Annotated in this window: 16 protein-coding genes; all 16 read left to right on the top strand. The window is 42.7% G+C overall.

Annotated features, from left to right (window positions below; all coding sequences use genetic code 11):
• The first annotated feature begins 17 nt into the window (after positions 1-17).
• The gene (locus GC102_RS09140; protein WP_171689223.1) at positions 18-497 is read left to right on the top strand and encodes a hypothetical protein; all 480 of its coding nucleotides are present in this window, start codon (positions 18-20) and stop codon (positions 495-497) included.
• 142 nt (positions 498-639) lie between these two features.
• On the top strand, positions 640-801 hold the full coding sequence (locus tag GC102_RS09135) for a hypothetical protein (RefSeq protein ID WP_171689222.1): 162 nt from the start codon (positions 640-642) through the stop codon (positions 799-801).
• Between the two features lie 21 nt (positions 802-822).
• Positions 823-1527, top strand: a complete 705-nt coding sequence (locus tag GC102_RS09130; RefSeq protein ID WP_171689221.1) for a hypothetical protein — start codon at positions 823-825, stop codon at positions 1525-1527.
• A 471-nt stretch (positions 1528-1998) separates the two neighbouring features.
• Positions 1999-2883, top strand: coding sequence for an ATP-binding protein (locus GC102_RS09125; RefSeq protein WP_171689220.1), 885 nt, complete (start codon positions 1999-2001; stop codon positions 2881-2883).
• A gap of 4 nt (positions 2884-2887) precedes the next feature.
• Positions 2888-4807, top strand: a complete 1920-nt coding sequence (locus GC102_RS09120; RefSeq protein ID WP_171689219.1) for a nitric oxide reductase activation protein NorD — start codon at positions 2888-2890, stop codon at positions 4805-4807.
• A 147-nt stretch (positions 4808-4954) separates the two neighbouring features.
• The gene (purT, locus tag GC102_RS09115; RefSeq protein ID WP_171689218.1) at positions 4955-6133 is read left to right on the top strand and encodes a formate-dependent phosphoribosylglycinamide formyltransferase; all 1179 of its coding nucleotides are present in this window, start codon (positions 4955-4957) and stop codon (positions 6131-6133) included.
• A 43-nt stretch (positions 6134-6176) separates the two neighbouring features.
• A complete protein-coding gene (locus tag GC102_RS09110) occupies positions 6177-6659 on the top strand; it encodes an acyl-CoA thioesterase (protein ID WP_029195928.1) in 483 nt (160 codons plus the stop codon).
• Between the two features lie 300 nt (positions 6660-6959).
• Positions 6960-7448 (top strand): DinB family protein, encoded by a 489-nt coding sequence (locus GC102_RS09105; RefSeq protein WP_171689217.1) that lies wholly within the window; start codon positions 6960-6962, stop codon positions 7446-7448.
• 148 nt (positions 7449-7596) lie between these two features.
• Positions 7597-7995, top strand: coding sequence for a hypothetical protein (locus GC102_RS09100; RefSeq protein WP_171689216.1), 399 nt, complete (start codon positions 7597-7599; stop codon positions 7993-7995).
• A 175-nt stretch (positions 7996-8170) separates the two neighbouring features.
• Positions 8171-8983, top strand: a complete 813-nt coding sequence (locus GC102_RS09095) for a class I SAM-dependent methyltransferase (RefSeq protein ID WP_171689215.1) — start codon at positions 8171-8173, stop codon at positions 8981-8983.
• 24 nt (positions 8984-9007) lie between these two features.
• Positions 9008-9451 (top strand): NUDIX hydrolase, encoded by a 444-nt coding sequence (locus GC102_RS09090; RefSeq protein ID WP_171689214.1) that lies wholly within the window; start codon positions 9008-9010, stop codon positions 9449-9451.
• Between the two features lie 46 nt (positions 9452-9497).
• Complete coding sequence (locus tag GC102_RS09085) at positions 9498-10055, top strand: hypothetical protein (protein ID WP_171689213.1); 558 nt, start codon at positions 9498-9500, stop codon at positions 10053-10055.
• A 34-nt stretch (positions 10056-10089) separates the two neighbouring features.
• Positions 10090-10968 carry a methyltransferase domain-containing protein gene (locus GC102_RS09080; protein WP_171689212.1) on the top strand — a complete coding sequence of 293 codons (879 nt, stop codon included), beginning with the start codon at positions 10090-10092 and terminating at the stop codon, positions 10966-10968.
• A 43-nt stretch (positions 10969-11011) separates the two neighbouring features.
• A complete protein-coding gene (locus GC102_RS09075) occupies positions 11012-11872 on the top strand; it encodes an aminoglycoside phosphotransferase family protein (RefSeq protein WP_171689211.1) in 861 nt (286 codons plus the stop codon).
• A gap of 72 nt (positions 11873-11944) precedes the next feature.
• Complete coding sequence (locus GC102_RS09070) at positions 11945-12493, top strand: nucleoside/nucleotide kinase family protein (RefSeq protein WP_171689210.1); 549 nt, start codon at positions 11945-11947, stop codon at positions 12491-12493.
• A 91-nt stretch (positions 12494-12584) separates the two neighbouring features.
• Positions 12585-13082: a GNAT family N-acetyltransferase gene (locus tag GC102_RS09065; RefSeq protein WP_171689209.1), complete on the top strand. Its 498-nt coding sequence runs from the start codon at positions 12585-12587 to the stop codon at positions 13080-13082.
• Positions 13083-13109: the final 27 nt, after the last annotated feature.

Raw genomic sequence — 13109 nt, 5'->3', positions numbered from 1 at the left:
AAAGGAGGATGGTTAAAATGGAAACATCATTGTTACAACAGCAAAAGGTTTCGGCAGAGACGATTGCATCGCGGATTATTTCGGTGAAAGAATTAGTGCAAACGGAGCTTGACATGTATGAGGTGTCAAAAGACGTAGAAACAGGAGAGCATTATCTTCATTATGCTTACATGCATCGAGATTTTACGAACACAGGTGAGCCGGAATCATTTCATTATTTGCTGCCTATTGACAGCGATGATGTGCTCGGTTTGATATTTGGGGAGCAGGGTTATGCTTATCCAGAGCATTGGCACAAATCATTTTTGAGAAATGGTCCAGAGGGATTTTACATTTGGTTTGACCCCTCACATGAATTGCAGCAAACTGAGGATGATGCTATTGCACAGGACCTCTTAAATAAGCTGAGAGAATTTCGTGAAAATGGGAATGTAGATCCAGAAGCGGTTCGTAAGCTGCTTGAAGAACTGGATGAAACACGCAATAAAAAGGAATAGGCATGATTGAATGCCTTCATAATGTTTGTACAGAGCCAGCTTGCCGATGATTCGGCGGCGGGCTTTTTTTTGTTTAGTAAAAATGAGGATAAATGTCCATATTAACTCTAATAGCTTTTGCTTAGGAGAGGGGGGAGAAATCATGGATACAGAGTCCTACCGTTTTGCTAACTTTGGCACACGTGAAGATTTGCTGGAAGATCTGCGCAGCCTCGAGTCCCGCATGAAGGCTGAACTGGGGTATGAGGTCGCCCTGATTGCTTATACGCAAGAAGATGATGCGAGTAAAAAAAGTAAAGTTTGAGCTAATAGAAGGGGGGACTATATGAAAAAAACGATGTTCAAAATCGTGGTGACGGCTATACTCGTCGGCCTGTCAGCAGGCTGTACAGCAGCGAGTCCCAAAAATCAAGCAGGCGCAAGCTCTTCAAACCCAGGAGCTGGCAGTTGGGATACAGGATTGAGAAACAATGAAAATCCTTCAATGGGTGCAAAGAGTGTCAATCAATCACCTCAGCCTACGATACTTCAACCTACGATTGATAATGTGAAAGCACATATCAACACGCATTTGCAGCTGAATCGAGATTTAGCTGATCAGATTATTCAAGCGGCGCACTTAGGATCTACTGCTGTTGCCGTAACCGATAACAATATTTATGTCGCAGTTGATATGGGGGGCATGCAAGCGATGGGCGCCGATGATGGTGTTAAAATGTTAAGTAAACATAACGATCCGGAAAACGAAGCAGGCTTGTTCGGCTCGGGGGTGGGCTCACAGATGGATTGGCTCTCGGCCAAACCGCTTCCAGCGGAAAGTGCCAATGCCATTCGACATTTGTTAACTCGGATTTATCCGGAAACGAATATTTTCATCTCGTCGAATCCGCATTTCGTGAATCGGATGATGTACTATGACACGCAACAGCGAAATAATAAACGAATGGATACGTATTTGAATGAATTTAACACGATGGTCCAATATGTGTTCCCAACCTATTCCTCGGGGCAAAGAAACGTCTTACCTTAAGGATGTTTGAAAAAGGCGAAATGCGTAACTATTCCATAGGTGCTCTATAGTTACTCTCCCTCAGCTGTCTGCTGGGGGTTTTGTCGTATATATTTGCGTTCACATCAAATGAAAGCTTTCAAAAAAGGAGCTCGACGATGATACCAGAAGCTGAATTAATAGTGCTAGGTATGTCTGTAAGAAAGAATGAGTAATCGTTATAAGGTCCGTGCTTATTGTAGTTCACGAGAGTGTGATTATGTTCATAAGGATGATGTGATCCAAGCGATTAACTTTGAAACCGCATATGGATTGGCGCTGTATTATAATGATATCCCTACCAAACCGAGTTGTCCGAAATGCGGTGAATCGATGGCTTTTTATTCTCACTCGATTATAGATGAACCGTGGCTGCCCTGAAAAGCTTGACAATCTAAGCTTTCCTGATAAATAGTAAGAGGACAAAGGGATCAGGAAAGGACCATCAAAGTCATGATGACAGACACTTTACCACAAGAAATACGTGAGCATATAGAGCAGAATAAGCTGCAAAGACAGAAACATACAGCAGAAGAACGTAAACTCATTGGAACGGCAGCTTTCGAAGCCCCTCGTGAAGACATTTTAACGGATACCATGATTGCTCTGTATTTGGGCAAAAATGTCTTGTTGAAGGGTCCAACAGGGTCGGGAAAGACGAAGCTGGCTGAGCATGTTTCAGCGTTCTTTGATCAGCCCATGCATGCCGTAAACTGTTCAACCGATCTCGATGCTGAAGCCTTGCTTGGATTCAAAACGTTAACGCACGATGAGCAGGGGCGTACTCAGATTGCTTTCATTCCCGGTCCGATCATGAAAGCCATGACAAAGGGACATTTTCTATACATAGACGAAATTAATATGGCCAAGCCGGAAACTTTACCTTTGATAAATGGTGTTTTGGATCATCGTAGATCGATTACAAACCCTTTTACAGGGGACGTCATTACAGCACATCCGGACTTTCGAGTTATTGCAGCCATTAACGAAGGCTATATTGGTACAGTGCCGCTCAATGAAGCCTTGAAAAACCGATTTGTAACGATTGATGTTCCCTATTTGCAAGGTGAGACACTGTTTCAACTGCTAAAGAGCAAATCTGTTTTACGGGATGAAAAGCAGTTAAGAACATTCGTACAGTTATCTGCCGATTTACTATCGCTTATTGAAATGGGGCAGCTGCCCGACGAAGCAGGATCGATTCGAGCGCTACTGGATGCTTGCGATTTGACGGCTTATATTCCTCCGATGCGGGCAGTTGCGCGAGCTATTGCGGATAAATTGGAGGATGAAAGGGAGCGTGCAGCCGTGATGAATGCGGCCGAGACGTTATTCTGAGCCTATGTTTGTAGGAAAGCTAAGCTTATTAGAGGATAAAATCGATGCGATGCTCCAAATGCAGCTTGTTGATTTGGCACGGATGTTTACCAAGCGCAAAGAACTAGAAGTGGAAGCGACGTTCCATGCGGACTATGAGGAAGCTTCCGCTCGTATAACCGTGAGTCAGTTTTGGCGGGATTATCCTCTTGTTGATAAAACGGCAGGAATGAAGAGTGATGTTTACCTACGGGGTATCGGTAGTGCTTGGTTCACAGGGGCCGACGCGGTTAAGTCATATCTACACTTTTGCCAAAGTGCGAGTTTCCCGAAGCTGGCTAATTCGCTCTTTGCGCTATGTGAAGATATGCGACTAGAACGTATTTGTCGAGCTCGCAGACCGGGAACTGCCCGTGTATTCGCACATCGACATCGCATATTGAGGGTCTATTTTCAACATAAGCTGCGTACACACCTGAGCAAAGGCGAGTTGGCAGACGCTGTTCTTTTATTGGTATATGGTTGGTTTACTGGTTTGGAATGGCATGCTGGCTTGGGTGATGCTGGTGCTGGACTTTCTGGCCGGTTAGCTCAGATTTATCCGATTTTGGAGCAGATTGAGGAAGCCGCACATACGGCCGAGGTTGCCGCTTGCTGTGAGGCGATGATGGACTCGCTGTCTTATTGGCTAGTCAGAGATGCGACAGCCGCATATTTCTGGATGCAGCCAGGTAGCGGAGTGGCGGAGCCGCTGCCTGCAGGGTATAAGGGCGAGCTGAAGCGTGCGAAGCGGCTCGCAAATGATGATGTGCTCCCCGAGCAAGAGGGGGAGCGTCAGCTGCCGGGCCAGGAGCGCATGCCGACCTGGCACCGCGAAAGCAGCGACCGCAGCCCGGGGCTGCTGCGGTTCGAGCTGGAGCGCGGCTCGCGCACAGCCGCGCAGGGGTCTGCGCCCCGCGAGGGCGACGCGGCCGACCAGGCGCTCGCCATCGCCCAAGGGCGCTCGGTGCGCGCTAAGCGCACTGGCGCCGCCTCTGGCGAGCGGCGCGAGGGTGCTGCCGTGCCCGCTACCGCGGGGCACGGGGAGGGCGCAGTCGCCGCGTATGCGACGGCGACGTGGCTGGCGCCTGAACGGCCGACTGCTGCGCAGGAGGCCGGGTACAGGCGCCTGAGCGAGCGCGCAGCGCTCGCGAAGCCTTTGCAGCGTGCCATACGGCGCACGCTGGAGCAGAAGCGGATCGCCCCGCAGGGCGATCGGCTGTTCGGACGGCTCGACAAGCGGCTAACGCGAGCCGTGACGCAAGAGATGCCGCGCCTCTTCTATAAGAAGCGCGCGCCAGTACCCCAACTCGACGCGGCGTTCGCGCTGCTCGTCGATTGCTCGGCGTCCATGTATGACAAAATGGACGAAACCAAGCTCGGTCTCGTGCTCTTCCACGAGACCCTCCGATCCTTACGAATCCCGCACGAAATCGTGGGATTCTGGGAGGACGCGGACCGTGTCACGGAGCAGGAAGCGCCGAACCTGTTCCAGGTTGCGGTCGACTTCGGCTCCTCCTTAGCGTCCGGAAGCGGCGCGGCTCTGCTGCAGCTTGAGCCGCAGCAGGACAACCGCGACGGCTTCGCGATTCGCCGCATGACAGAGCGGCTGCTGCGGCGCACAGAACGGCAGCGCATCCTCTTGGTGTTCTCGGATGGCGAGCCTTCGGCAGCCAATTACAATGATGTCGGTATCCTCGACACCTATGAAGCCGTGCTTCACGCTCGGCGTCAAGGTATTGAGGTCATCAGCATCTTTCTGGCAAGTGGCGCTGTCCACGAAACGGAGCGGATTGCAATGCGCAACATGTATGGGCGCAGCAGTATTGTCGTCCCCAATGTGGAGGAGCTCGCCGAACAGTTGGTGCCCATTTTGCGCAAACTTCTGCTTAAATCTATCTTTTAATGTCGAAATCCTTTACAATAGATCAGGGTATTTTTATCTTCAATGCGGATGAATTACCCTGCTTATCGTCATTATCTTTTTTTTACTTACATACATGTCAACCAATTATTTGCTTATTTCGACCTAACATAAGGGGGATATCATTTCATGTACGGAGCACCATTATCGAACAAAGCCAAGAAAATTATGCTGCTTGGATCCGGAGAACTTGGGAAAGAAGTTGTTATCGAAGCGCAGCGCCTAGGGATTGAAACAATCGCCGTTGACCGATATGCGAATGCACCAGCTATGCAAGTAGCACATCGCAGCCATGTCATTAATATGCTCGATGGTGAGCAGCTTAGAGCTTTGATTGAGCAAGAACGTCCGGATCTTATCGTACCTGAAATTGAAGCTATCGCTACGCCTGTTCTTGTGGAGCTTGAGAAGGAAGGATATCGTGTCATTCCTACGGCTACAGCTTCCCGTTTGACGATGGACCGCGAGGGGATTCGCCGCCTTGCTTCAGAAACACTAGAGCTGCGGACAGCTAAGTATGCTTTTGCAAATAGCCTTGAAGAATTACATGCTGCTGTTGCGGAGATTGGTACACCATGTGTTATTAAGCCGATCATGAGCTCCTCAGGTAAAGGTCAAAGCGTTTGCCGCACACCTGAGAATGTGGAACAATCGTGGAACATCGCCATGGAAGGAGGCCGCGCGAAAAACGCTAGAGTGATTGTGGAAGAATTCATTCATTTTGAATCAGAAATTACGCTGTTGACTGTTCGTTCAGTTTCAGGCACAACGTATTGTGAGCCGATTGGTCACATTCAAAAAGATGGAGATTACATCGAATCGTGGCAGCCTCATGCGATGACGGAGCAGCAAATTTCAGACGCCCAACACATGGCCAAAACCATTACGGACGCACTCGGAGGCTTCGGACTTTATGGGGTTGAGCTGTTCCTGACCAAGGAAGGCGTTTATTTCAGTGAAGTTTCGCCGCGACCGCATGATACCGGCATGGTTACGATGGCAACACAGGATTTGAGCGAGTTCGCCCTGCATGCTAGAGCGATTCTGGGACTGCCTATTACAGGTATTCGTCTTTTGACGCCAGGTGCTAGCTATACCCTTAAAGCGGATCGTGAACAGGTAGAGTATACAATTAGCGGTTTAGAGCAAGCTTTATCCGTACCCAATACACAGGTTCGCGTCTTTGGTAAGCCGGAGACGAAAGTGGGACGCCGCATGGCCGTTGCGCTGAGCAGTGCAGATACGGTAGAGGAAGCGCGAAGCCTTGCGAAGCAAGCGGCTGGATTGCTTAAACTCAACTACGAATAAGATTAGGTTACCCAAGTCAAGTCATCATCAGGAGGCAAGCATAATGGAAGCTAAACCAGCAAGACTCTCCCGAACCGTTTTGACAGAAATCATTTTGCCGGCAGACACGAATTATCACAATACTGTGTTTGGCGGCCGCGTGATGCAGTATATAGATAAGGTAGCAACGATTGCCTCAATGCGTCATTCACGTAGAGGTGTCGTGACAGCATCTAGCGATAGCTTAGACTTTTTCGCCCCTGTCAAACTAGGAGAGGCTATTCAGTTGGAGGCGTTTGTTACGTGGACACATCGAAGTTCGATGGAGGTTTATGTGAAAATCGAGTCGGAGAACCTTCTGACAGGTGAAAAGAAGCGTACTGCGACGGCCTACCTAACCTTCGTGGCGCTAGATGATAACGGACAACCGTGTCCGGTGCCAGAAATCATCCCTGAAACGGATGAAGAAAAACGCCTGTTCGAAACAGCCGAAACTCGATTTGCCGCGCGCAAGCTTCGCAAAGAAGAGCGGAATTTGAACATGTAGTCTTTTTGACCACATAAGAAAGTATAAGTTTTCGGATCACGAAAACCGCTTTTTTATTGGCGATAAAACCTAATATAGGGATCTTTGGTTGTAGACCAAAGTCTCTCCTCGTTAAACGCGGTCGCTCATCTTTGAATGGCCTCGATAGAGGTTTTCTCATTGAAAATTGTTTCCCCTGAAGAGTCGGGCAGTTCCTTACTAGGAACTGTCCTTTTATTATATTTGGTGGAAATAACTTTCGCTTCCTTAGCCATTGCTTGATATTATGGTATAATATGCCATAAACAATGATTTGAAGGAGTGAGGACGATAGAACACTATTTGTTCAAACAGCTGGCTTTCGTTAGGGGCCAAACCTTAAAATTGATGGATGGAGTTACCGAGGAAACAGCTGACCGAATTCCCGATGGCTTTCGAAATACGATTCGTTGGCAGTTAGGGCACGTTTATGTCGTGCTTGAACGGTTCGCATTTCAATATATGGGACTTCCGCTTCGTTTGCCAGAAGGATTCAAGGAACAGTTCGAGTATGGTACATCGCCTTTAAACAGGCCCGATTCCGCTGCCGTTCCTACTTTGCAAGAGTTGGAGAACTTGCTGAAAGATCAGCAAGAGCGGATACGTGATGTGCTCGGTCATCGCTTAGGGGAGAAAATTGATCCACCGTATACAACTTCAGCCGGAATGACCTTGGAAACGCCAGAACAGTTTCTAAGTTTTAATTTGTACCATGAAGGCATGCATATAAGTGTCATTAAACTTTATAAAATTTTATTACGAGATTCATAGTCAACGTAAAAGTAAAAGCGCATGTTACTTAGGTAACGTGCGTTTTTTTTTACGCACATTTTTGAGTTAGTAGGATTCGTACAGTCAAAACTACCACCATTTTCATATATTAATATAGAAATGGCTTATGAATAGGGAGGAGTTTAAAATGGTTTCACTCTCAAATCGTAAAGGGAAGAAAGCTCGAATTACCATAAACATGATTGCCGTACCAACCATTTTAATAGCTGGGGAATCTTCGACTCTTTCGGGACAAGTCCAGAAGAATGGTCGTCCTGCGGCAGGGATCGTTGTCTTATTATCGACCGATTGCACATTGGGTACTATCATTTCTACCATTACCATTACAGACGCAAGAGGTAAGTTTACCGCAACCTTCCGATCATTTGTGCCCAGTAACCAAACTGGATTCAAAGTTGCATCCGTAACCGCAGCACTCCCATCATTTCCAGGGATCGTGACTTCAGCCTCTATAGGCATCATTGTTGGAGCAAGAAATGCAGCAAAAAATAAGCTTCAGATGCGTCGGACTTGTCGGTCATGTTGAAATAATCGAAGACAAAGGGACAGATACTCCATTGGGGTTCTGCCCCTTTTTGTTTTACTCTTCGTATGAAATAGAGGGATATTTTGGAATTTATTGAATTAAAGAAAGGAGCGTTTTTTTCTTTGAACGAAAGAATTCCGCTGTCTATTAAAAACTTATAAAGGAGAAGATATACATGGATAAAGTGATTAATTATTATAATAGATTTGACGAATGGGGCCGTCTTGATAGAGAACCTATTGAATTTATAGTTAACTGGCACCATATAAGGAGTTTGCTACCGCAGAAAGGGCACATCTTAGATAACGGAGCTGGACCGGGTAAATACTCAGTTGAATTAGCGAAATGTGGTTATGATGTTACACTAACGGATCTTACCCCGAGATTAGTGGAAATAGCTGGTGAGAAGGCAGTCGAATTGAAGTTAGAGGAATTTTTCAAAGGTTTTCATACTGCTGATGCAAGAAATTTAGACATTTTCAATGATGAGCAATTTGATGCATCTTTAATGTTGGGGCCTTTATATCATTTACAAACGCAAGCAGATCGGGATTATGCCGTACAAGAATTGCATCGAGTTACTAAGCGGGATGGTATTGTATTTGTCGCATTTATGACAAGGATACGGCATCTAACGACTTCCTTATTATTCCCTGAACATTGGAAACCGAATGACAACATTGAGGATATAAACTCATTTTTAGAAACCGGTATATTTAATCATAAGGACGAAGGAAGATTCACAGGGGCGTATTATTTTAATATAGAAGACATTAATCCTTTCATGGAATCTCATGGATTTGAAAGCCTCAAATTGATTGGGTCATCTAGTATAGCTGGTTCATTTAAGTCAGAGCAATTTGAATATTGGCGTTCTCGTGGCGAAGAAGAATTTCAAGAAGTAATGAATATGATTTACAAAGAATCTGAGAATCCTCACCTATTAGGAGTATCTTCACATTTATTGTATATCGGTCGAAGAAAATAGATAATCTCGAGGAGTGATATAACTATGGGTTACATAATGGACTTAAGAAAGAACGTTGGAACAAGACCTTTGATTATGGCCGGTGCTTGTGTCGTTGTTATTCATAATAACTCCATTTTATTTGAGCGAAGAACTGATAATGGCATGTGGGGATTGCCTGGAGGATCCTTAGAGCCTGGGGAAACAATGGAACAAGTAGCAAGAAGAGAGTTATTTGAAGAAACCGGTTTACAAGCCAAGAAGCTTGAATTATTAGATGTATTTTCAGGTCAAGAATTGTATTACAAATATCCACACGGTGATGAGGTCTATAACGTAGTGGCTGCTTATATATGTAAAGAATTTGATGGAGTTATCAACCTCGATGAGTCGGAAGTAGCAGAAATTAGATTTTTCGAATTAAATGAGATACCTGACAATATTAGTCCTCCAGATAAACCAATCCTACATACTTTTTTAAAGAGATAGTAAATACAGAACAAAGATTAGGTGCTTTAATGACCAGGAGACAAAAATGAGAAAAATACTAGTAGCACTTTTTGTTTTATTCATAATAACTACCGGAATAAATCTTACAGATAATGAAGTCTATGCATGTAGTTGTGTTGGTGGCAGCATTACTGAAAAGTTAGAACGATCAGATGCCGTTTTTACAGGGCGTGTAATAGAAGTTGGCGGAACTAAGAACAGTAATATAGGAAAACTTAGGAAGTATACTTTTGAGGTAAATAATGCTTGGAAAGGACAAATAACTAAAAATATTTCAATTTATAGTTATGATGGTGATGGTGCGTCGTGTGGATACAAATTCAAGAGTAATGAATCTTATTTGGTATATTCATACTTAGGAAATGACGGTGCATTAGAAACTAATTTTTGCACAGGAAATACGGAATATCAGAAAGCCAAGAGTGAACTAGGCTTATTAGGTCAAGAAATAGAGGTTGAAAATAATACTACAATTGAAAACGAAAAGGAAGGAAGCATTAGGACATATATGTATATAAGTGGGGCGCTACTTGTGCTTGTTTTAATTCTTTTATTTTACAGACAAGTTAAATCAAGGCGTTAGCCCACCTAAAGTCATAATAAAGAAGGAGCTTAAAATGTCCGAATATTACTGGGATAACAAGATTGAATATTTAAGAAATACGCGTGGACTTTATTACAATGATGATTATTTAGAATTTTTAGTGAAGACTGTTTGGAAGATCTTAAAACCAGTGAACATCATCGATTACGGTTGTGGTTTTGGATATTTGGGGCTTAAACTGTTACCGCTTTTACCAGAAGGATCAACCTATACGGGAATTGACAAGGGTAATGAACTTATTAATACGGCGAGGGAAGTCTTTCAAAATCAACCTTATCCCTCAGAATTTTTCGTGAGTGACATTGAAGAAGTTACAATAAACAGAAAGTATGACATAGCTATGTGCCATGCTTTTTTATTACATATGTCTGATTCGAAGAAAGTACTTCAGAAGATGATTGATTGTGTTTTAGATGATGGAATGGTCATTTGCTTTGAACCACATTGGATTGCTAACATGTCAAACTACAGCCTTGATGAACTGGAGCATTCAAAAGTGATTAAATTGGGTATTTTGCAGAAATTGTACGAGGGAGATTTTAAACACAAGGGTATGGACGGAAATATTGGCATTAAATTACCGATCTATCTCAGTCAATTAGGTTTGAAGAACGTTGAGTGTAGAATAAGTGATAAGGTTAATTTCTTGGATCAGAATACGGACTTGCTAAGTAAGCAAAGTCTTTATACCTCTTTGAGGGAAGAAGGATTAGGGGAGTTACCTGGAGAGAAAGAGGAATTTCTTCATAGATTAGTGAATCGCGGATTAATGGTTAATGAGGCGATGAATCAATATGAAGCTGAGTTACTATTTTCAAAGGAATTCGATGATAATTCTTACTTAACATATGCACCAAACATGAAAATTACATTTGGTACTGTGAAGAGATAGCACAACAACTTAATAAGAAATCCCCCGCGAAAGGAAGAGAACCATGGGTGAACCAATTAGAGAGATTAACTGGATGGTAAAAAACAAAGTAATTGATTCACTGGTAGAACAAGATAGTTCATTAACCATTATCCCTTTGGATTCTGGACTTGAAGCAGAAGTAACAAAAATTTGTACAGCCGAAACAAGCTTTGTATTAAAAGTATGGAATAGGGATTCAAAGCCAGATGTTGAACGTCAGTATAAGTTGCTAGATGCTCTTTATAGCCGAGGGTTATCAGTATCAATGCCTTTTGGTTGGGGTTTGGATAAGAATAAAAATCAAGTTTTACTAACCAGTTTTGACGGGTCACCTATAAATAAAGTAAATCAGTCTAAACTTACTAAACTTGCTAAGATATTAACCAATATTCATAGATTTCCCCTAGAAGATGTGGATAGTTTAATACTTCAAAAACATGATTTTGTCAGCTATTTTTACCCGAGAATTGAAGAACATCAGGACATTAAGAATCTATTAATCCGGCTTACTGAAAGTGCGAATCTTAAACAAGCTTGTCTTATTCATGGTGATTTTAATTTGGGAAATATTTTGGAAGCGGAAGGAAAGTACACAATAATTGATTGGACGAACGGGCAACTTGGTGACCCAAGATATGATATTGCTTGGTCAATTGTTTTAATTAAGATTTATGTTGGAGAAAGGTATGGTTCCGTTTATCTTTCTGCTTATCTATCGCAAAATCAATATACAATAGAAGAACTAGAATTATTTGAGGCAGTAGCTTGCCTTAGATGGCTATTACTTAATAGAATTGTTGGTCTGCCTAAAAGCTCAAATACAATTACCAGAGTAAAGAACATATTAAAGAGTAATTTACATTTAAATGGAAATTTACTTTGAAAGCAACATGATGAATTCGAGGACATTTACGAAATTCTTGAAAATTTTCTATTTTTGAAAGAAGGTGTACTGATGCATCAACAAAAACCATTTGTACTTGCTGTTTCAGCAGTATCTGGTGGTGGCAAAACCACTTTAGTAAAACAATTGAATGCTACTTTAGTGAAATCCAAGGCCTTATATTTTGATGAGTATGATTTTGATGATAGTCCAAAAGACATTTGTGAGTGGGTAGAGAGCGGGGCAGATCATAACCAATGGAATTTAACACCACTAATTAATGATCTCAAATCTCTAATTTTTGATGAAAACCAGTCACATAAATATATAATACTTGATTATCCCTTTGCTTATCGGCACAAGACAATGAGTGAGCTATTAAACTTTACAATTTTTATTGATACCCCACTGGATGTAGCGTTATGTAGACGAATTCAGAGAGATTACAAAAATACGAAGACCGAAATAATTCAAAATGATATCACTAATTATCTTGATCGCGGTAGAAATGCATATCTAAATATGTTAAGTACAGTAAAACCTAACTCGGACTATATTGTTGATGGATTATTACCTATTGAAACGATCATTGAATTGATAGTACAAGAAATAACAAAGTGAATTGCATGCATATTCATATAAGTAAAGGAGAAGCCACCTTGGTCTTCCCGAGGGAATTTCTGAATTAAACAATAAAAGGAGTTTAAATATCATGATCAGATTGTGTGAATACCGAGATAAAGAAGTTATCCATCAGATTATCAATGATGCCGCTCAAGCATACGAAGGAGTTATTCCTTATGATATGTATCATGAACCATACATGACAATGGAAGACTTAAATCATGAAATGAATGAAGGAGTTATGTTTTGGGGGTTAGAGGAAAACAATGAGTTACTTGGAGTCATGGGCATACAAGATAAAGGGGAAGTATCACTAATCAGACATGCTTATGTTAAAACGAGTCAACGTAAAGGTGGTATAGGGACCAAGCTTCTGAATCATTTAATTAATTTAACAGATAAACCAATTCTGATCGGGACCTGGGAATCGGCTGAATGGGCGATTAATTTTTATCTAAAAAATGGATTTAAGTTAATTTCACATGAAGAGAAGGGGGAATTACTACATAGATTTTGGAATGTATCTGAAAGACAAATCGAGACATCAGTAGTTCTATGTGATAGAAAATGGGACTCCAATAAATAGTTGAAGATATTTGTGGAATTTTTTTAA

The sequence above is a fragment of the Paenibacillus germinis genome, from assembly GCF_013141785.1.
Classification (GTDB): Bacteria; Bacillota; Bacilli; order Paenibacillales; family NBRC-103111; genus Paenibacillus_E; species Paenibacillus_E phytorum.
The sequence above is the reverse complement of the archived record's forward strand: the minus strand, read 5'-3'. Positions and strand labels throughout refer to the sequence as shown.